This window comes from Micromonospora sp. M61 (assembly GCF_018070245.1).
GTDB classification, from domain to species: domain Bacteria; phylum Actinomycetota; class Actinomycetes; order Mycobacteriales; family Micromonosporaceae; genus Micromonospora; species Micromonospora zamorensis.
Genome location: NZ_JAGPYA010000089.1, coordinates 1 through 19,475, shown reverse-complemented (window position 1 = coordinate 19,475; position 19,475 = coordinate 1). Strand labels below are relative to the sequence as shown.

Here is a 19,475-nt window from a genome sequence, read left to right as displayed (position 1 = left end):
CTCATAATCCCTCGGTTGCGGGTTCGAGTCCTGCCCGCCCCACCGAAACGGATACCCAAACGGAGGGTTCAAGACCCGCGAAGTTGCAGGCCACGGCCGGTATGTCGGAGCTCCCTCGTCGACATCAGGCGTTGATGGGCCCGTCCGATCACACCTTGAGGACATCCACGTCGTACAGCGCTATCGAGGCGTCGCGGGAGGCCAGGGTCAGACTCTCGGTGATCGCCTGGGCCACCAGCATGCGATCGAACGGATCGCGGTGATGCGGTGGCAGGCGGCCGGCGGCGATGGCGTGGGCGTGGGTCACCGGGAGTTCGCGGAAGCCCATGTCTCTTACCCGCTCGGCGAGGTCAGGGGGTCCGGCGAGTTTCCCCGCACTCTGTTTGATGGTGATCTCCCACAGGGTGACCGGGGAGAGGAAGATGTCCGGCTCGTGGCGTAGCCGGTCGAGGAACTCGGTGCCGAGGGTCGCGTCGCCGGTGATGGCCCAGAGCGCGACGTGGGTGTCCAGCAGCAGGGTCATGCGCCGACGCCGAAGTCGGCGGCGATCTCGGCGTTGGTCTGTGGTGAGTCCCAGTCGCCGGAGAGGTCCAGTTGGCCGGCGAGGGAGCCGACTGCGGTGCGGTTGGCCCGTCGAACCAGCGGCACGACCTTCGCCACCGGCGTACCGGCCCGGTCGATGATGATCTCCTCGCCGTGTTCCACCCGTTCGATGATGCGCGACAGATGGGTCTTGGCATCATGCATGTTGTAGTGCACTGCCTCAGCCGACATGGCGCAACCTCCTCGGTTAGCTAGGGGCTTAGTCTACCCTGCTTGGCCCCATGCGCCAGCGGTTCGGCTGGTGGGAGCACGCAATTACGTTGGAACGGCTCATTGAGTCAGACGCAACTGCTTCGGTCATGCGATTGCGCGCTTGACGCTCCTCCGATGATGGGCGCATGAGCCTGTATGACGAGGGGTGCGTGTGGTCGTGTCACGAAGGTTTCCCGCCGGATGGGTCCGGCTTGCACGCCTAAAAGTGGGAGAGCGGTCCCAGCCCGTGCGGGTGGGCATGGCCCAGGCCATGATCGGTGCGGGCCTGCTGATCCACCAGGCGCCCGAACAGGAAGCCCGGCACCAGGCGAGGCCGCGGCGGCGATCGTTGACTGCTCACCGTCTCGGATCAGTCGGATCGAGTCGGGCGAGATCAGACCTCGGGTCGGCGACGTCATGGAGTTGCTGGTCGCGTACGGCGTCAAGATTGACGAGGAGCCAGGGACCTCGCTGCTCGATCAGGCGCGCGGTCTGCGTGAGGACGGCTGGTGGCAGCGCCTCGGTGGCAAGTACGCCACCTACATCGCGTACGAGATCGAGGCCGTGGAGCTCAAGAACTTCGAGCCGATGCTCGTGCCCGGTCTACTCCAAACCGAGAGCTATGCCCGCGAAGTCAACGTCATCGGCCGGGAGACTGACCAGGCGACGATCGACCACCGGGTTTCTGCCCGGATGACCCGGCAGGAGGTGCTGCGCCGGAAACCGACTCCGCTGCGGATGCACGCCATCCTCTCCGAGGCGTCGCTGCGCACCGAGGTGGGCGGCCCGGACGTGCTTCGTGAGCAACTCGATCATCTGGTCACCTTGAGTCGGCTGCCGAACGTGACGATCCAGGTGCTGCGCTTCGAGGCCGGCGCCCACCTGGCTATCAGCAGCGGCTTCGCCCTGCTCAGCTTTGAGCGGGACGAGCCGCCACTGGGCTACATCGAAACCCTGGCAGGCGCACTGTTCCTTGAGTCGAGCCGTGACCTGGCGCGGCTGTCGGCGGCGTACGACAATCTGAAGACGCTGGCGCGGTCACCCGCCGAGTCGATCAAGTTCGTCAAGGAGCTGAGCGAGCATGGAACGTAACGCCTGGCGCAAGTCGAGCCGTTCCGGCAACAACGGCCAGTGCGTGGAGGTGCGCGAGCGGGCTGCGGCAGTTGACGTCCGCGACTCCAAGGCGCCCAACACCGGGATGCTCAGCTTCGAGCCCGCCGCCTGGGATGCGTTCGTCGACAGCATCAAGGCGGACACCTGCCGCCCCTGAGTGGGAACGCATTGGCGGCGGCCCGCTTCACGCCCTAGCTGGGCTTGATGCTTGCGAGTTGAACGAGCAGCGAAATCAGCCGGTAGGCATTCCCGAAGTCAGCGGCCTGGAAGGCGACTGTTCGGCCGCCTCCGAGGCGGGTCACGCCCGGCACCAGAACTGCGAGGTCGACCATGTAGGGGCCGTACAGATCGACCTCGACGTCCAGCGGCCCGGCCATCTTCAGTGGGGGAATCGATCCGCGCCGGGTGATCGCATCAGCGGCGGCGCGGCGCAGCCGCTCGCGTGCCTCCTGCGGGTGTAGGGCCACCGCGGCGGCCTGACCCAGGGACTGCTTGACGGCGACGGTGACCGCCGAGGGCACCAGCTCGCTGAACTCCGCACACGCGCTGTCGTCTCCGCTGAGCAGAACGACGGGCACGTCCAAGTGTCCCGCCACGGCGGCGTTGAGGCCGATCTCGCCCAGCGAGCGTCCGCCCACCCGTACGTCGAGGATGCTGTCACTTATCGTGTGCGCCAGCACGGCAGGCCCGGCACCGGCCCGAGCGTGATAGCCGACGAACAAGGCAGCATCGGTCTGCTCGTCCAGCCCCGCGAGCATGCCCAGCGGGCGGGGTTTGCCTCGCACGAGGTGGGCACGCCGGTCGAGGTCCTCCGGCAGCAGGTTCCGAAACGTCCCGTGTGCGTCGGCGACCCACACCACGGCGTCGGGTTCGGCGTCGAAGACACCCGCAATCGCCGCGTTCGCTTCGGCCGTCATCAAGGCCCGGCCGCGCTCGTAGTCGTAGCGATCCGGATTCGTCTCGGTGGGATGCACGATCCCCGAGATGCCTTCCAGGTCCACCGAGATCAATGCCTTCATGAAGCTGGGACCCTACGCGCTCCTGGCACAACGGTCGAGGCTCCTGGATTCAGGACTGAGAGCTACCAGTGCGGCCCTCTGGGTCAGCGGCCGGTGGGGGAGCCGCACCTATGGGTGGTCCACGGGAGGGAGGTCCACATAATCGCCGAACGGCTCGATGGACCCATCCCAACCGTTCCAACCCTGTTGGCTGATCTGCCCGTTCGCGTAGGTGTACGACCAGCGGGCGCCGTCCTCGCCCTCGATCTGGACGGTTCCGGAGCGAACGAACGGCGCAATCGCGACGTAGAAGGCCGTCGTCTGGTTCGACCACTTGGGGTCGCCCTCGTCGTCGTAACCGAACTCGATCCAGTCTCCGTCGCGGACGATTGTGGCCCTGGCCGGATCCGCCAGGTCGACCAGCGTGCCATCCGACGGAAACTCATCCGGCCTGTACCAACCACCGCGTTCAGCCAGGGCGGCCTGGACGGCGGCGACCGCAGCGGCGTCCTCCGACTCCGGGAGGTTCAGACGGCCTGAGGGCATCACCGAATATCCCACGGCACGCACCCTACAACGGTCTATGCGCACCCGGCGCCGTCGCGAGGTCGTGGAACAGGTCACGTGCCGTTCGGCCGCTATCTTTGATCAACTGCGGTAGGCGTTCGGCGATCTCTGTCCCTGGGGACCACTGTCAGTGACGCGATAGCAGACAATGCATCCTCCGTCGGTCAGGAGAGCACTCGGTAGGTCACGTGCAGGACCGTGCTCGCTGCCCGCGCCGTCACCTGTTCGAGGCTCAGCGGCGGGACGCCCTCGAACAGCCGGACGCCGGCGCCGAGGGCGACCGGCGCGATGTGCAGCCGCAGCTCGTCGACCAGACCGGCGGCGAGGTACTGGTTGATGGTGGTCGCACCGCCGTGGATCAAGATCTCACCGCCACCGGCCGCCGCGCGTGCCTGCGCGAGCGCCGACTCGATCCCGTCGGTCACGAAGTGGAAGGTGGTGTCGCCCGCCATGGGCTGCGGCTCGCGCGCGTGATGGGTGAGCACGAACACCGGCTTGTGAAACGGTGGGTCGTCACCCCACCAGCCGTCCCACTGCCGATCCCACTCGCCGCGCACCGGGCCGAACATGTTCCGGCCCATGATGACCGCTGAGGCGGCGTTGCTCAGGTCGAGCTCGGCCTGGTTCTCCTCAGCGGCGTCGAACATCCAGGCGTGCAGCCCTCGGCCCCAGCCGTCGCCACCGTCGTCACCGAACGGGCGTTCCTCGGTCTGGTTGAGCCCGGCCGAGTACCCGTCGGCGGAGATGGTCTGGTCGGCGATCACCCTGCCGCTACGTGTGGTCACTGCGCTCACCTATCGGGGGGACGGGGACGGTTGGACGTTCCGGCCATCTACCGCCGGCCACGGCACGATGGGATCGACGGCAGTCGGACGGTCGGGCTGCGCTTGAACGAACATGAAAAGCAGGGCGGCGGCCAGCACCACGGGGGCCAGGGCGCACGCGACACTCACCACCACCACCGTGACCCGAGAGCTGCTGTCGGTCTCGGTCTCCCGTTTCGCGAAGGCATACACGCCCACCAGGAGGAGAACGAGCCACAGGGGCACCAGCAGGGGAGCGAGAGCGGGCCAGACGGGCCAGACCGGCTCGACGACGATGCCCGGGCCCAGGGCCATCCAGGTGAGGGCGACGCCCGGGAGGAGGCCAGCCGTCACCAGGGTGCAGACCAGCAGGGGTACGGGTCGACGTCGCCGTGCCACCCACCCGAACAGCGCCGCGCCGGCTGCGGCGCCGGCGAGGGTGCCAGCGACCGTGCTGGGTAGGAACTTGCCTGGCGCGGCCGGTGCGATGGTCAGCTCTGTTCCGCTAGCAGAATATTCGAGCGCAACCGTCAGTCCGTCGCGCTCGGCCCGCCAGCCGTCGCACAGGTAGCCAGGGACGCGGTGGAGCCCCTGCCACCCCTGCGTCCGGGCGCTGCGCCGGAACTGCTCGGCGAGCCCACAGTCGTCACCATCGTCGTACCAGAAGAACGCCTGGCCCGAGCCCAGGTCGTCGGCAGCGAGATGGACGCCCCACCGGTAGCCATACGCGACCCGACCAGAGTGGACCGGCACCGCACCAGGAAGCAACTGCGCTGCCATAGTCCGCGTCTGGTCGTCGGTGGGCGGCGTGACACCGCGGCCGCCGTACCAGGCGCCGAGGCTCAGGCCGACCGTACCCAGCATCACCGCACCGAGCAGCATCATCGCTACCCACCGCAGCCGATGGCTCATCGGCGCACCTCCCTGCCGTAGTGCGCCAGAGGGTAGCTCCCAGGGCCCGTGCGTGCTGCCCGGCGAGTGTCGCCCGCAGGGGCGACGTGGATCGTGTCCATTACGCGACGAATAGATCGAGTTCGCTGGGCGGGGGACGTTAGTTTGATTCGGTGATGTCAATCCCCGGCACGGGCGTACGCGTCAGGCTGCTCGGGCCGGTGGAGGTGATCGTCGCCGGCAGTCCGCAGGCGGTGAACGGTGTGCGCCGCAAGGCGGTACTGGCGACGTTGGCGCTGCACGCGGGCCGGGTGGTCAGCGTCGACCGGCTCATCGACGTGGTCTGGGGCGACCAACTGCCGGCCACCGCGGCGAACACGTTGCAGCGCCACGTCTCCTACCTGCGCGGGGTGCTCGGCGAGCCCGGGTCGATCGTGGCGCGTCAGCCCGGTTACGTGCTCGACACCGGGCCGGATTCCACTGACGTCCAGGCCGCCGAGCGCCTCATCGAGCTGGCTCGGCGTGCGACGGACCACAACGAGCAGGTGAAGCACCTGACGGCCGCGGTGGCGCTGTGGCGGGGCCCACCGCTGGCCGACGTGGCAGGGTCGGCCTGGCTTGAGGAGCAGGCGGAACACCTGGCACGCCTGCGGTTGGAGGCCGAACGATCGCTCGCCGAGGCCCGGTTGTCCGTCGGTGAGCACGCGGGGTTGGTCCCCGGGTTGGAACGGCTCGTCCGACAGCATCCCTTCGACGAGCACCTGCACGCGCAGCTGATGCTCGCCCTGTACCGCGACGGCCGACAGGGCGAGGCGGTGGCGACGTACCGGCGGCTGCGCGACAACCTGCGGGAGAACCTCGGACTCGACCCGGGTCCGCGGCTACGGGACCTGGAGTGCGCGATTCTGCGCCAGGACACCGCGATCGCCGCGCCGGCCGCGGCGGCACCAACGCGGGTCGCGGCGCAACTGCCTCCCCCCGTACCGACGTTCACCGGACGCGACGCGGAGCTGGCGGTCCTCGAGGCGCTCGTCGACCGGGGTGGCGCCGTGGTGGTGTCCGGGACCGCGGGCGTCGGCAAGACCGCGCTCGCCGTGCACTGGGCGCACCGCGCGGCCGAGCGCTTCCCCGACGGGCAGCTCTACGTCAACCTGCGCGGCTTCGACCCGGCGGCCACCCCGACCGACCCGGCGCGAGCGCTGCACGGATTCCTGGAGGCGCTCGGCGTTCCGATGGCCCGGATGCCGAGCGACAGGGACCTGATGGTGAGCCTGTACCGCACGACGGTGGCCGGCAAGCGCCTGCTGGTGGTGCTGGACAACGCGCGCGACGCGGAACAGGTCCGGCCGCTGCTGCCCGGCTCACCCGACTGTCTGGCGATCGTCACCAGCCGCGACCAGCTTCTCCCACTGGTCGTCACCGAGAGCGCCCAACCGGTGCCCCTCGACCTGCTGAGCCCCGGCGAAGCGCGCGACATGCTGGCCCGCCGACTCGGGGCGCGCCAGGTCGCCGCCGAACCCGGCGCGGCCGACGACATCGCCGACCGCTGCGCGCGGCTGCCCATCGCCCTGGCCATCGTCGCGGCCCGAGCCGCCACCAACCGGCACTTCTCGTTGGCGGCGGTCGCCGGTGAGCTGGGCGATCTGGGCGCCTTCCACGGCGGTGACGAGGCCACCGACGTCCGGGCGGTCTTCTCCTGGTCGTGCCGAACGCTCAGCCCACCGGCGGTCCGGCTGTTCCGGCTGCTGAGCCTGCATCCCGGCCCGGACGTCTCCGTCCCGGCCGTGGCCAGCCTGGCCGGGATCACCCCGCAGGCGAGCGGTCCGCTGCTGACCGAGCTGACCCGGGCGAACCTTCTGACCGAGCACACGTACGGGCGTTACGCGTTCCACGACCTGCTGCGCGCGTACGCCGCCGGCCTCGCCGACGAGGCTGAGGCACCGGCCGAGCGTGATGCCGCCGTCCACCGACTGCTCGACCACTGCCTGCACACCGCCCACGCGGCGGACCTGGCACTGCACCCGCACTTCAGCGACATCAGCCTCCCGCCACCGCGAGCGGGCGTGACGCCGGAACGGCCCAAGAACAAGCTGGCCGCCACGGCGTGGTTCACCGCCGAGGTTCCCGTTCTGCTCGCGGCGGTGCCACTGGCGGCACGGGCCGGGTTCGAGGGGCACGCCTGGCGGCTCGCCTGGACCATGGCCGGCTTCCTGCACCGGCAGGGGCACTGGCAGGACTGGCTGGGCACGCAACGCATCGCTCTGGCCGCCGCGTCCCGCATCGGCGATCAGACCGGGCAGGGCCACGCGCACCGCAGCCTCGGTCTCGCCTGTTCAAGGCTTCGACGGTACGACGAGGCCGACGACCACCTGCGCCGCGCGCTCGACCTGTTCACCGACGTCGGCGACGACGCCGGGCGGGCACACACCTGCCTGAACCTTGGTCAGCTGGCGGAGCGACAGGGGCAGCACCACCAGGCACTCGACCATTCCCGACGGGCGCTGACCCTGTTCAGGCGGGCCGGAAACGAGGCCGGGCAGGGGTACACCCTCAACGCGGTCGGTTGGCAGGAAGGACTGCTCGGCAACTACCACCGTGCCCTTGAGTCGTGCGGCGAGGCGCTGAGAAAGTTGCAGGAGGTCGACGACGTGCAGGGACAGGCCGACACGTGGGACAGCCTCGGCCACGCCCATCACCAACTCGGCGACGACCGGCGGGCCATCGCCTGCTACGAGCACGCACTCGACCTCTTCACCCAGGTCAACGACCGGTACGCCGAAGCGAGCACGTACGTCAACCTCGGCGGCAGCCACCGGGCCCTCGCCGATTTCGGTGCCACCCGGGTGGCGTGGCGTCGGGCCCTGAGCATCCTCGACGAGCTCGGCGATGCCGACGCCGACACGATCCGTGCCGACCTCGACCAGCTCGACGCCACGCGGCTGCACTGACGTACTCCGCTTTCAGCGCCGTTTCCGGGCCGCTTCAGCGCGGCCCGCCACTCTTCGGACACCAGTTTCTTTCCGAGGAATGGAGCGTTCGATGAAGCGTTTGGCACACCGCCTCGCGGTGATCGGGGTGGTCAGCGGGACGCTGCTGGCCATGTCCTCCGCGGCCGTGGCCCGGCCCGACAAGCCGCCGACAAAAGGCACCGACTGCGTGGTCCAGCACGTCGACGAGCGCGGCGGAGTCGTCCGCACCGAGACCGAGCCTGAGGGCCTGGAGCACGGCCAGTTCCGCTGCGAAGGCGGGCAGTGGACGTTCGCGTGGGACCCGTTCGGGGCGGACGACATGATCAGAGCCGGCGAGATCCAGATCGATCCGGCCGGTGCCGTCTCGGCCCGGCGGTTCACCGGCCCCGCGCTCGGCAACGACCTCACGGTGGGCGAGATCGCCACCATCGCCCAAGCCGTCAGCGGCAGCCGAGAGGTGCTGATCGACCGCGCGATCGTGGCGGTCGACGACGGCAAGGAGCGGACCTCGGAGCAGGTCGCGGCGCTGCTGGCCGGCAAGGACGACACCGGGGTACGAGTGCTGGACATCATCGAGAAGCCCGAGGCCGCCATGTCGACGAAGGACGTCATCGACGAGGCCGGCGGCACACCCGAGACGACAGTCGTCTACTTCAGCATCTGGGGCGCGATCAAGTCGGTGTTCGCGTGGATCGTGGACACGATCGGCGAGATCGGTGAGTGGATCGACGACCACTGCGACGTGGGGTCCCCCAACGATTTCGGCGACATCGTCACGTGTCGTTGGTAGCCCGTCCCACTCCGCCGAAACCGATCACCGAGATGAGGACAGGATGACAACTCTGCGGGACATCACCAGGCGCGTCACCATCATCACCACGGCCCTGATCGTGGGGCTGACAGCTTCGTACGCTCCGTCGCAGGCCGCCGAGGGCGAGGCCCGGACGACGGTCACCGACCACCCCGGTGCCCCGGGGACGATGCTCCAACAGTTCGAGGACCTGACCGGCCGGCCCGTCGGCGACCTGGACAAGGTGCTGGCCGTCGACGCGGGAGGCCGCGATCTCACCAGCGACCAGCTTGCGGCGCTCGTCGCCGGTGAGAAGGTCGACGGCGTCAAGGTCGTGGGCACGATGCCGGGCGGCCGGGACATCCTTGGCACGACCATGGCCGACCTCGCCGACGGCGCGTACGACGGCAAGGGTGACACCGCGACAGGGACCACGTCGCTGATCTTCGCCTCGTCGGTGCCCGGCGGTCGGGACTGGTGCCTGACCATGTGCGTCGCGTCGGGCAAGTCCGTCTGGGAATGCCTGCTGTCGCGCCGGACGGGCGAACCGGTCATCACCCTCGACCTTGGCGGCGACACCACGATCGGCGAGACGAAGGCGGCCTTCGAGAAGGCCAACGGAGTCACAGTGGATGGCCCGTCCGCCGTGGAGACGCTGGTCGGCGAGGGCGAGCCCTCGGCGAAGGACGTCGAGATGCTCCTCGACGGCAAGGACGTCGACTCGCTGCGCCGGGTGGCGACGGTGAAGGGACCGGACCCGGGGTGGGCGTTGGCCGACATCGCCGAGAACTCCGGCGTCGCGTACGCGAAGACAAAGGCTCACATCTTCACCGTCAGCGTTCCCTTCCTCGGGACGCTCCTCGTGGTCTGCATCTCGCAGGATGGCGGGAAGACCTGGAAGTGCTCGGCCCGCCAGTGGGACGGGTTCTAGCGGCTGGGCACGCTGCTGACCCAGTGGTTCCCCTGAGTGAGTGATGCCTGTGAGTCATCTTGATGACTCACAGGCATCACGCTCGTCGGGGCGAGGCCGGCCGCGCCGCCGGCCACGGTCACCCTCGACGGGTCGAACGCCGGCACCACCCCGTTGCCACCGGACCAGCCGGCCACCCCCTGTGGCACCCTCACACGTCGGCGAGCTGCGCCGGGTCGACGCGGGACAGGCGGGCTGCGTCCTGCCCCGGCGGGAGCCCGAACAGTCGCCGGTATTCGCGGCTGAACTGCGACGCGCTCTCGTAGCCGACAGCGAACCCGACGCCCGCCACGTCACCGGGCTCGGCCAGCAGTCGGGCCCGTGCCTCCTGGAGCCGAATCAGTTTCTGGAACTGAATGGGTGTCATGGTCGTGACGGCCCGGAAGTGGCGGTGCAGCGACGTCACGCTCATCCCGGCGGCGCGCGCCACGTCCTCGACGCGGAACAGGTCGGCGTGATGCTCGCGGATCCAGCGGATCGCCCGTTCGATCTGCACGATGTTGCCGTCGCCCAGCCCGATCTGCCGGACCGTGCCACCCTGCTCGCTCGTCAGCAACCGCCAGACGAGTTCGCGTTCCACCCCCGCCCACAGCACGCGCTGGTCGTCGGGGCGGTCGAGCAGTCGCAGCAGCCGCACCACCACGTCGAGCAGGTCGTCGCTCGCGGTGCTGACCGCTATGCCCGCCGCCGGCTCGCCGCGCGACGGTGGAGTTTCCAGCAGAAGCTCCGCGATCAGTGGCGGGCGCAGAGCGAGGCCCAGCACCAGGTACGGCGTGGCGGGGCTGGCCTCGCTGACGTGGGCGATCACCGGGAGCTCCGTCGACGCGACGACGAACTGCCCGGCACCGTACGAGAAGACCCGTTCGCCCAGTACCGCGTACTTCGCGCCCTGTGCGATCAGAGCGAAGACCGGCGCGGACTGCGACGGCATCGGCTCGGTGGGGGAGTCGCTGCGGTGCAGGACGAGGCCGCCCGGTGCGGGTCGGCCGGCGTGGCGCAGCACCAGGTCGCGGATCTCGGGCAGCGCGCTCATGGGGCTCATCCTGCCGACTTTGGCAGGATCGGGCAACGCGCTGCCAGTTCTGATCTACCCGGTCGGTGGCCCGCAGGTGTGCACTGGGGGCATGCCACTCGACAGTTTCATCACACTGGGCCGCTCTGGCCTGCGTATCAGCCCCTACACCCTGGGTGCGATGACCTTCGGCGAGGACCATGGCTGGGGTGCCCCGGTCGACGAGTCCGAGGGGATGATCACCGAGTACCTGGAACGTGGCGGCAACTCCATCGACACCGCAAACATCTACACCAACGGGCACTCCGAGAAGATCATCGGCGACTACCTGGCCGCTCGGCCTGGACTACGCGACCGGGTCGTCCTCGGCTCCAAGTTCTTCGGCAACCTGTTCGCCGGCGATCCCAACGGTGGCGGCGCCGGGCGCAAGGCCGTGGTCGCCCAGGCCGAGGAGTCGCTGCGCCGGCTGCGCACCGACTACCTGGACATCTACTGGCTGCACAACTGGGACCGGGGCGTCCCGGTCGAGGAGACGCTGCGAGCCCTCGACGACCTCGTCACGGCCGGCAAGATCCGGTACGTGGGCCTGTCGGACCTGCCCGCGTGGAAGGCGGCCGAGGCGCAGGTCGTCGCGCACTTCCGTGGGTGGACGCCAGCGATCGGGATGCAACTCGAATACTCGTTGCTCGAACGGACGGTCGAAGGGGAACTCATCCCGATGGCGGCCGAGCACGGTCTCGGCGTACTGCCGTGGAGCCCGCTCAAGAGCGGCTGGCTCTCCGGCAAGTTTGTCCGTGGAAACAGCACCGTCGACACGACACGTGCCGGGCTGGTGGGCAGTCCCGCGGAGCGTGACTGGCAGGTGATCGACGCGCTCCACGAGGTCGCGAGGGATGCCGAGGTGACACCGGCGGCAGCGGCACTGTCCTGGGTCGGCGCCCGACCGGGAGTCAGCTCGGTGTTGATCGGGGCGCGACGCCTCGATCAACTCAAGATGAACCTGGCCGCGGTGGACGTGCGGTTGTCGCCGCAGCAGACGGCACGACTCGACGAGGTGTCGACACCGGCGCTCAACTTCCCGGCAGACAACAACCGTTACCTCGCGCCGAGTCTCGCCTTCGCTGGCGCGACGGTCGACGGCCGGCCGAGCGAGGCGTCACCCTTTGTCGGGGGCCAGGTCAGGTACTGATCACCGGCCGGCCGGGGTAGCGCAGGCTGTACCGAAGGAGGGCAGCAGGGGGGATCGTCCAGGTATCGGACTTCTTGAACCATTGATGGTGTCAAGCGTTTCCGATACCGAGGAGTCATCATGCCCGTGACACCGAACGATCCCTCCCGCCGCCGTCGCACCGTGCGGATGGCCGCCGCCGCGTTGGCCGCCGTCACCGTCGGTGCCGCCCTGACCGGCCCTTCGGCATTCGCCGACACCGCCCGGCGCGACGGCCCGCGCGACGTCGTGCAGCGACAACTGGACGGCCTGGTCAGCGAGAGCGGCTTCCCCGGCGTACTCGCCTCAGTGCGGGGGGCCGACGGGCGGGTCCGGGACTACACCGCCGGTGTCGGTGACCTCCAGACCCGCCGCCCGGTTCCCCGCGACGGCCAGGTCCGCGTCGGCAGCAACACCAAGAGCTTCACCGCGGTGGTCGTCCTGCAACTGGTGGGCGAGGGCCGCATCGACCTGGACGCCACAGTCGAGCACTACCTGCCCGGGGTCGTGCGCGGCAACGGCAACGACGGCGGCAGGATCACCGTACGACAGCTGCTGCAACAGACCAGCGGCCTGCCGGACTACGACGACGTGCTGTTCACCAGGTCGCAGGACCTGATCGACAAGAGCCACTCGTACTACGAGCCGCGTCGGCTGGTGGACGCGGCGCTCACCGGCGCGCCGCACTTCGCGCCGGGGGAGAAGTGGGAGTACAGCAACACCAACTACGTCCTCGCCGGGCTCGTCGTCGAGCAGGTCACCGAACGTCCGATCGGCGAGGAGATCACCAACCGCATCATCAGGCCGCTCGGTCTGCGCGACACCTACTGGCCGGGCGTCGGGGAGCAGCGGCTCCGTGGCACCCACCCGCACGGCTACGTGGCGGTGGCGCCTGGCGCCCCGTGGGTGGACGTCACCGAGATGGACCCGTCCCTGGGCTGGTCCGCCGGCCAACTGGTGTCGACGCCGGACGAGCTGCGGACCTTCTTCGACGCGCTGGTCGGCGGCAGGTTGCTCAAGCCCGCGCAGCAGACGGCCCTGATGACGACCGTGCCCGCGCCCGGGTTCGAGCCGGCCGGGGAGTACGCGTACGGGCTTGGTGTCGCCCGGTACGAGCTGCCCTGCGGCGGCTACGCCTGGGGTCACGGCGGTGACATCCAGGGCTTCGAGACCCGCAACCTCGCCACCAGGGACGGCCGGAGCGCCGTCGTCGCCGTCACCGGCCTGCCGACCAGCGAGCAGATGCTCGGCGCGGTGAACCGGAGCGTCGAGACGGCGCTGTGCGCCACCGACCGCTGACCTGGACGCGCATGCCGGCGCGGACCGATTCAGGTGAATCAGCCGCTCCGGCGGCCACCGCCTCGGAGGCCCGTCACCGCCGGGGTGGCTGGATCCCCTCCAGGGCGAGGGTCAGCAGTTGTCCCGCCTTGGCCGCGCCCGCTGGTTGCGCCGCGAGTGAGATGCCGTTGGCGAGCATCATCAGGTCCGCCATCGTGATGTCGGGGCGTATCGAACCCTCGTCGGTGGCTCGGCGCAGCAGCGGTTCACCGGCCGCGACGAGCGTCGCGCCGCAGGCGTCGGTCTCCTCGGTGGGCTCGTTCAGGAGCGAATCCGCGAGGCCGCGGGTTGTCGTGGCGTACGCGGTGACCTCGTGCAGCCAGGTCGTCAACGCGTCGAGGGCGTCCGGCGCGGTCAGCAGGTCTCCGGCGCGGGCCGCCAGGTTGCTGACGCAGGTGCGGAAGACGGCCTGGAGCAGGGACCAGCGGGACGGGAAGTGCCGGTGCAGGGTCGCCGAGCCCACTCCGGCGGACCGGGCGATCTCCTCAAGCGAGGCGTACGCGCCGTCGCGGGCGATCGCCTCGGTGGCCGCGGAGACGATGAGGTCGTAGTTGCGCCGTGCGTCCGCTCTCATGGCCCGCCTTGCCAAAGTGGGGTGGTCCCCCATATCGTAGCCGACGAAAAGTGGGGGACCACCCCACTTGGTTCTGGGGAGGCATCATGGCTGTTCTCGTCATCGGCGCGACGGGCAAGCAGGGCGGCGCCACGGCCCGCGCGCTGCTGGCCCGGGGCGCCGCGGTCCGTGCCCTGGTCCGGGACCCGGGCAGCGACAGCGCCAAGGCTCTGCGGGAGCGGGGCGCCGAACTGGTCAAGGGCGACCTGGACGACGCGGAGTCGCTGCTCGCCGCGGCGGACGGGATGGACGGCCTCTTCTCCATCCCGTATCCCGACGTGACGAACATGTCTGGCGACGCCGAGGTGACCCGCGGTCGCAACGTCGTCGAGGCGGCGCGCCGGGCCGGCGTGTCGCACGTGGTGCACAGCAGCGTTTCCGGTGCCGGCGACTTCCACCGCAACCAGCCCGGATGGGCCGAGGGCCGGTGGGACAGGCACTACTGGGAGAGCAAGGCGGCAATCGACGAGATGGTGCGCTCCGGTGGCTTCGCACACTGGACCGTCCTCAAGCCCTCGACCTTCATGGAGAACCTCGTCGGCTGGTCCTACCTCTTCGGCGACTGGTCCAGCGGCACGATCATCACCGGCTTCGCCGCGGACACGCGGCTTCCGTGGATCGCCGTCGACGACATCGGCGAGGCCGCGGCGACCGCGTTCACCAACCCGGGAAGGCTCGACGGCCTGGACGTCGAACTCGCCGGCGACCTGCTCACCATGACCGAGATCGCCGCCCTCCTCAGCGAGGTCACCGGCCGGGCGGTCACCGCGCCCGTGCTCACCCCGCAGCAGGCCGTCGAGCGCGGCCTGCTGCCCGCCATGGTCAACGCGGTGGAGCAAATCAACGAGAACGGCAGCCCCGCCCGACCGGAGATGACCCGCGCCCTCGGCCTGCCCACCACCGATTTCCGTACGTGGGCGCGTCGGACGTTTTCCTGACGCCTCACGACATCGTCGTGACGGTCTCCGTCCGGGTCGCGGCGATGCGCCGGCGGCGCACCGGGTAGAGCACCGGGTGCGAGATCTGCCAGGCCGCGCCCTTGCAGACGACCTCCTTGTAGCGGGCCGCCAGCCTTCCAGCGAGGAAGGACGGCTTGGCCCTGTCGTCGGCGGTCACGTACTGGATGATGCCGTCGCGGCGGCCGAGGCTGATGCACTGGTTGAAGTAACGCAGCGGGGCCTTGGGGAACGTCTCCCGACCGGCCAGCCGCGCGGCGATGGCGTCGGCGGCCTGCCAGGCCATCGGGATGCCCGAGGCGCAGGACATCCGCAATGGCTTGCCGCCAGCGCCTTCGGCGAGTCCGGCGTCGCCCACCGCGTACACCTCGGGGTGTGAGACCGAGCGCATCGAGGCGTCGACGATGATCTGGCCGGTCGCCGCGACCGTCAGGGTCGTGGCGGCGGCGATCGGATGGACGGCGAAGCCGGTCGTCCAGACGGTCACCTGGGCCGGGATCACCCGGGCGTCGGCGGTGACCGCAGCGGTCGCCTCGACCCGCGCGATGTCCGCGTGCTCGTGCACGGTGATGCCGAGCCGGTCGCAGACCCTCCGCAGGTGCTGCTGCGCCTTCTCGTTGAGCCAGTCACCGAGGACGCCACGGGCGGCGATCGCGACGTCGAGGTCCGGCCGGGCCTCGGCGATCTCGGTGACCGCCTCGATGCCGGTGAGACCCCCGCCGACGACGAGCACGGTCCCGCCGGCCGAGAGCTGGTCGAGGCGGTCGCGCAACCGCAGCGCCGACGGCCTGCCGGCGATGTCGTACGCGTGCTCCGCGACGCCGGGAACGCCATGGTCGGCGGCGGTGCTGCCGAGGGCGTAGACGAGCGTGTCGTACGCGATCTCGTCGGTGCCGTGCTCGTCGGCGAGCGCGACGGACCTGCGGTCGGCGTCGACGGCGGTGACCCGCGCCAGTCGCAGTGTGACGCCGGTGCCGGCGTAGACCTTGCTCAGCGGGCGGCGCTCGGGGTCCTGCCCGGTGGCGACCTGGTGCATGCGGACCCGCTCGACGAAATCGGGGTCGGCGTTGACGACGGTGATCTCGGTGTCGTCGGGGTGCAGTCGCTTGGCGAGACGCCCGGCGGCGACGGCTCCCGTGTAGCCGGCTCCGAGGACGACGATGCGGTGCTTCATGGTGTCACTCCTGTCTCGGCGGTGGTCGCTTCCTGAACCGGACAGCGACGTGATTCCTGACAGGCACCGGCTATGACCTGGGTCACCACACGTGCATGAGGGGTTCGCCGTGGTCGGCGGCGGACCACTGACGGGTGGCACGCACGAGCTTGTCGGGATTGACCTGGGTGTGGATGGCCGCGACCCCCTCGGGCGTCACCTCCAGGGACATGACACCGATGACGCGGTCGTCCATCACGACCACCGCCGCCGGGCTGCCGTTGACGACCGCGACGTACAGGGCGGGACTGCCGCCGATCAGGTCCCGCTTGACGTCGGCGGGCTTGAACAGGCCGCGCAGGAACTTCGCCACCGCCAGTGCCCCGGAGAACGGCGTGGTCCGGGCCGGGATCTTGCCGCCGCCGTCCCCGGTGCTCGTCACGTCGTCGGTCAGCAACTCGACCAGCCGCTGGATCTCGCCGTGCTGGGCCGCCGTGAGGAACTCCGCGACGATCTTCCGCGCGGTGGCCTGGTCGACCTCCGCGCGGGCCCGCTCGGCGGCGACGTGCTGCTTGGCGCGCCGGTAGATCTGCTGGCAGTTCGACTCGCTGAGGCCGAGGATCTCGCCGATCTCACCGTGCGAGTAGCCGAAGGCCTCCCGCAGCACGTACACCACACGCTCGTTGGCGGACAGCCGCTCCAGGAGGGTGAGCACCGCCATCGAGACCGATTCGCGCTGCTCGGCGGTGTCGAGCGGGCCGAGCATCCGGTCCCCGGCGAGAACCGGCTCGGGCAGCCACGTGCCCACATAGGTTTCCCGCCTGGCCCGTGCCGAGGTGAGGTGGTTGAGGCACAGGTTGGTGAGCACCTTCGTCAGCCACGCCTGGGGTGTCTCGACCCGTTCCCGGTCGGCGGCCTGCCAGCGCAGGAACGTGTCCTGAACGGCGTCCTCGGCGTCGCTGGCCGAGCCCAGCAGGCGATAGGCGATCGCCTCCAGGCGGGCCCTGGAGTGCTCGAACAGCTCGACCTCGTCCGGACTCAGCCGCATGGTGCGACAGTATCCACCCGTCGCGACGGGCACCCGCTCCCGTCGGCAACCGCACTCGACGCCGGCGCGGCAGCACGCGGGGCGGTCGTACCCGGGCCCCGCGACCGGCACTCACGCCGGGTCACCCTCCTGGCCCGGTGCCGCCTGCTCCGCCAGCCAGCGCCAGTCGTTCCAGGTGGCGAGCCGGTTCCGATACAACTTTTCGGCGAGAAGGTACGGGTACGGGCCGAGGAACAGGCGCAGCGGCGGCTCCTCGGAGTCGACGAGTTGCAGGATGACTCCGGCGGTCAGCGCGGGATCGTCCGGCGTGCGGGCGGCCGCCCCGGCCCGGCGTGCCTGCCGTACGGGCTCATAGGCCCCGATCGGCTCCGTGTGCACGGCCGAGTCGCCGGACCAGTCGGTGCCGAACGGTCCGGGCTCCACGATCGTCACCTTCGGACCGAGTGGGGCGAGCTCGGCGGACAACGCCTCGCTGAGCCCCTCCAGTGCCCACTTCGACGCGTTGTAGAGCCCGAGGGTGGGGAAGGCCCCGATCCCTCCGATGCTGGAAACCTGGAGGATGTGACCGGTGCCCTGCGCGCGCAGCACGGGCAGGGCGGCCTGGGTCACCCAGAGAGCGCCGAAGAAGTTCGTCTCCAGCTGCGCGCGGGCCTGCTCCTCGGTCGCCTCCTCGACCATGCCGAACAGCCCGTAGCCGGCGTTGTTGACGACGACGTCCAGCTGGCCGAACGTTTCCGCTGCCCGGGACACCGCGTCGAACACGGCCGAGCGGTCGGTCACGTCGAGGGTCAGTGGCAGAACCCGGTCCCCGTACGCCTCGGTCAGATCCTGAAGCGCCCTGTGGTCGCGTGCGGTCGCGGCGACCCGATCTCCGCGTGTGAGCGCGGCTTCGGCCCAGATGCGGCCGAAGCCGCGGGATGCGCCGGTGATGAACCATGTCTTCATGACTCGACCATGCGGCGGCGGACGCCAGGCTGCCAGCACCCTGACAGGGTTAGGCTGGCGGGAATGAAAGGCGAGAATGCGCTCGGCGACTTCCTCAGGGCACGTCGCGGGCGGGTCCGGCCGGACGAGGCGGGGCTGACGTCGTTCGGGCGTCGACGCGTGCCGGGACTGCGCCGTGACGAACTGGCCCACCTGGCAGGCGTGAGCCAGCACTATCTGACCCGCCTGGAGCAGGGCAAGGACCGCAACCCCTCACCGCAGGTGCTGAACGCCCTGGCGAGCGCGTTGCGGTTGAATCCCGACGAGAGGGCACATCTCACCGCGCTCGCCGACGCTCCGCCGCACGGGGTCGAGCACACGGCGGTCTCCGACGCGGTGCAGCAGCTCATCGACTCGTGGAGCCAGACACCCGCGTACGTCCGCGACCGCCGGTTCGACGTGCTGGCGGCCAACAAGCTCGCCATGGCGCTCTCCCCGCTCTACACGCCCGGTCAGAACCTGATCCGCGGCATGTTCCTCGACCCCGCGGCGCGTGCGCTGTTTCCCGACTGGGCGCAGATCGCCGCCCAGAGCGCCGCCGCGCTCCGCGCCGAAGCCGACCCGCGCGATCCCGCGACCGCCGACCTCATCTCCTCGCTACTGACTGACAGCGTTTTCCGCGACAGCTGGTCGCTGCACGACGTACAGCCGACACGCGACGAGGTCAAGCGCTTCAACCATCCCGTCGTCGGGCCGCTCACGCTGCGACGGGAGACGCTCGCCATCGCCGGTGCCGAGGGGCAGGTGATCATCGCCTACCAGGCGGCACCGGACACCCCCGCCGCGCAGGCCCTGGCCAGAGTGCTCTGAGGAACCGGGTTGACCCGAGCGTGTTCCGCTCAGTGTGGAGGGCTACGGCAGTGCGACCCGGCGGCGGCCCATCCCGAACTCCTCCGCCTCGTCGTCGGTGACGATCGCGAAGGCGCCGGCAGGGACCCGGTCGAGGGCCGCCACCTGGGAGGCAACCCGGAGTAGACCGCTCTCGTCGGCGCCCGTGATGAAGAAGACGTAGACGTCCCCGTCCTCTTCCCCGTCGTCGTACTCCTCGACGCCGTCCTGCTCGTCCAGGTCGGCCAGGAAGTCCTCGACATCGTCGATCCATGGGTAGGGGTACTCGTCGTCCGCCAACCCGGGGGCAGGCCGGAGGGGGACGTGGATCTCAACAACCACCGTCGGCATGAGGGGTGATTCTGCATCACCGGAGGCTGTGCGGATCACGGGAGCAGGGGCGGGGCGGTCGTACCCTTGCCGCCGTGACCGCCGACCCC

General features: G+C 69.9%; 21 protein-coding genes. 9 read left to right on the top strand and 12 right to left on the bottom strand.

Going from position 1 to position 19,475, the window contains the following annotated elements; all coding sequences use genetic code 11:
* Positions 1 to 148: 148 nt before the first annotated feature.
* Both KBX34_RS31035 and KBX34_RS31030 read right to left on the bottom strand, forming a co-directional pair.
* Entirely contained in the window at positions 149 to 523 is a 375-nt protein-coding gene (locus tag KBX34_RS31035) for a type II toxin-antitoxin system VapC family toxin (protein ID WP_210793502.1), read from the bottom strand.
* Entirely contained in the window at positions 520 to 774 is a 255-nt protein-coding gene (locus KBX34_RS31030) for a type II toxin-antitoxin system Phd/YefM family antitoxin (RefSeq protein ID WP_141910716.1), read from the bottom strand. The genes KBX34_RS31035 and KBX34_RS31030 overlap by 4 nt, the downstream gene beginning before the upstream one ends.
* Positions 775 to 951: 177 nt before the next feature.
* Here KBX34_RS31030 and KBX34_RS31025 point away from each other — a divergent pair, with 177 nt between their 5' ends.
* Positions 952 to 1,887: a helix-turn-helix transcriptional regulator gene (locus tag KBX34_RS31025; RefSeq protein ID WP_307871535.1), complete on the top strand. Its 936-nt coding sequence runs from the start codon at positions 952 to 954 to the stop codon at positions 1,885 to 1,887.
* Positions 1,877 to 2,065 (top strand): DUF397 domain-containing protein, encoded by a 189-nt coding sequence (locus KBX34_RS31020; protein WP_210793500.1) that lies wholly within the window; start codon positions 1,877 to 1,879, stop codon positions 2,063 to 2,065. Before KBX34_RS31025 ends, KBX34_RS31020 begins: the two co-directional genes overlap by 11 nt.
* Before the next feature lie 34 nt (positions 2,066 to 2,099).
* Here the strand turns inward: KBX34_RS31020 and KBX34_RS31015 are convergent, their stop codons facing one another.
* The 4 genes from KBX34_RS31015 to KBX34_RS31000 all read right to left on the bottom strand — a co-directional run bounded on the left by KBX34_RS31015 (position 2,100) and on the right by KBX34_RS31000 (position 5,188).
* Positions 2,100 to 2,927 (bottom strand): M55 family metallopeptidase, encoded by an 828-nt coding sequence (locus KBX34_RS31015; protein WP_210793499.1) that lies wholly within the window; start codon positions 2,925 to 2,927, stop codon positions 2,100 to 2,102.
* A gap of 108 nt (positions 2,928 to 3,035) precedes the next feature.
* Complete coding sequence (locus tag KBX34_RS31010; protein ID WP_210928560.1) at positions 3,036 to 3,476, bottom strand: hypothetical protein; 441 nt, start codon at positions 3,474 to 3,476, stop codon at positions 3,036 to 3,038.
* Between the two features lie 161 nt (positions 3,477 to 3,637).
* Complete coding sequence (locus KBX34_RS31005) at positions 3,638 to 4,258, bottom strand: dihydrofolate reductase family protein (protein WP_210793497.1); 621 nt, start codon at positions 4,256 to 4,258, stop codon at positions 3,638 to 3,640.
* Between the two features lie 9 nt (positions 4,259 to 4,267).
* Positions 4,268 to 5,188, bottom strand: coding sequence for a hypothetical protein (locus tag KBX34_RS31000; protein WP_210793496.1), 921 nt, complete (start codon positions 5,186 to 5,188; stop codon positions 4,268 to 4,270).
* Positions 5,189 to 5,343: 155 nt separating this feature from the next.
* Between KBX34_RS31000 and KBX34_RS30995 the strand changes: the two genes are divergently transcribed.
* The 3 genes from KBX34_RS30995 (at position 5,344) to KBX34_RS30985 (ending at position 9,857) form a co-directional block, all read left to right on the top strand.
* Positions 5,344 to 8,115, top strand: coding sequence for a BTAD domain-containing putative transcriptional regulator (locus KBX34_RS30995; RefSeq protein ID WP_210793495.1), 2,772 nt, complete (start codon positions 5,344 to 5,346; stop codon positions 8,113 to 8,115).
* A 91-nt stretch (positions 8,116 to 8,206) separates the two neighbouring features.
* Positions 8,207 to 8,926, top strand: a complete 720-nt coding sequence (locus tag KBX34_RS30990; protein ID WP_210793494.1) for a hypothetical protein — start codon at positions 8,207 to 8,209, stop codon at positions 8,924 to 8,926.
* 43 nt (positions 8,927 to 8,969) lie between these two features.
* Positions 8,970 to 9,857, top strand: a complete 888-nt coding sequence (locus KBX34_RS30985) for a hypothetical protein (protein ID WP_210793493.1) — start codon at positions 8,970 to 8,972, stop codon at positions 9,855 to 9,857.
* 190 nt (positions 9,858 to 10,047) lie between these two features.
* On the opposite strand, the gene KBX34_RS30980 is transcribed toward KBX34_RS30985, so the two are convergent.
* On the bottom strand, positions 10,048 to 10,929 hold the full coding sequence (locus KBX34_RS30980) for an AraC family transcriptional regulator (protein ID WP_210928556.1): 882 nt from the start codon (positions 10,927 to 10,929) through the stop codon (positions 10,048 to 10,050).
* 91 nt (positions 10,930 to 11,020) lie between these two features.
* On the opposite strand from KBX34_RS30980, the gene KBX34_RS30975 reads away from it, so the two are divergent.
* On the top strand, positions 11,021 to 12,097 hold the full coding sequence (locus KBX34_RS30975; RefSeq protein ID WP_210928554.1) for an aldo/keto reductase: 1,077 nt from the start codon (positions 11,021 to 11,023) through the stop codon (positions 12,095 to 12,097).
* A gap of 120 nt (positions 12,098 to 12,217) precedes the next feature.
* Positions 12,218 to 13,414 carry a serine hydrolase gene (locus KBX34_RS30970; RefSeq protein WP_210928552.1) on the top strand — a complete coding sequence of 399 codons (1,197 nt, stop codon included), beginning with the start codon at positions 12,218 to 12,220 and terminating at the stop codon, positions 13,412 to 13,414.
* Between the two features lie 73 nt (positions 13,415 to 13,487).
* Here KBX34_RS30970 and KBX34_RS30965 read toward each other — a convergent pair whose 3' ends face one another.
* Positions 13,488 to 14,027 carry a TetR/AcrR family transcriptional regulator gene (locus KBX34_RS30965; RefSeq protein WP_247672442.1) on the bottom strand — a complete coding sequence of 180 codons (540 nt, stop codon included), beginning with the start codon at positions 14,025 to 14,027 and terminating at the stop codon, positions 13,488 to 13,490.
* Positions 14,028 to 14,113: 86 nt separating this feature from the next.
* Here KBX34_RS30965 and KBX34_RS30960 point away from each other — a divergent pair, with 86 nt between their 5' ends.
* Positions 14,114 to 15,004 carry an NmrA family NAD(P)-binding protein gene (locus KBX34_RS30960; RefSeq protein ID WP_210928548.1) on the top strand — a complete coding sequence of 297 codons (891 nt, stop codon included), beginning with the start codon at positions 14,114 to 14,116 and terminating at the stop codon, positions 15,002 to 15,004.
* Between the two features lie 4 nt (positions 15,005 to 15,008).
* Here the strand turns inward: KBX34_RS30960 and KBX34_RS30955 are convergent, their stop codons facing one another.
* The 3 genes from KBX34_RS30955 to KBX34_RS30945 all read right to left on the bottom strand — a co-directional run bounded on the left by KBX34_RS30955 (position 15,009) and on the right by KBX34_RS30945 (position 18,168).
* The gene (locus KBX34_RS30955; protein WP_210928538.1) at positions 15,009 to 16,196 is read right to left on the bottom strand and encodes an NAD(P)/FAD-dependent oxidoreductase; all 1,188 of its coding nucleotides are present in this window, start codon (positions 16,194 to 16,196) and stop codon (positions 15,009 to 15,011) included.
* Positions 16,197 to 16,278: 82 nt separating this feature from the next.
* Positions 16,279 to 17,223: an RNA polymerase sigma-70 factor gene (locus KBX34_RS30950; protein WP_210928537.1), complete on the bottom strand. Its 945-nt coding sequence runs from the start codon at positions 17,221 to 17,223 to the stop codon at positions 16,279 to 16,281.
* Between the two features lie 111 nt (positions 17,224 to 17,334).
* Positions 17,335 to 18,168, bottom strand: coding sequence for an SDR family NAD(P)-dependent oxidoreductase (locus KBX34_RS30945; RefSeq protein ID WP_210928535.1), 834 nt, complete (start codon positions 18,166 to 18,168; stop codon positions 17,335 to 17,337).
* Positions 18,169 to 18,231: 63 nt separating this feature from the next.
* On the opposite strand from KBX34_RS30945, the gene KBX34_RS30940 reads away from it, so the two are divergent.
* Complete coding sequence (locus tag KBX34_RS30940) at positions 18,232 to 19,017, top strand: helix-turn-helix transcriptional regulator (protein ID WP_210928529.1); 786 nt, start codon at positions 18,232 to 18,234, stop codon at positions 19,015 to 19,017.
* Between the two features lie 42 nt (positions 19,018 to 19,059).
* Here the strand turns inward: KBX34_RS30940 and KBX34_RS30935 are convergent, their stop codons facing one another.
* On the bottom strand, positions 19,060 to 19,386 hold the full coding sequence (locus KBX34_RS30935; RefSeq protein WP_210793484.1) for a hypothetical protein: 327 nt from the start codon (positions 19,384 to 19,386) through the stop codon (positions 19,060 to 19,062).
* Positions 19,387 to 19,475 lie beyond the last annotated feature (89 nt).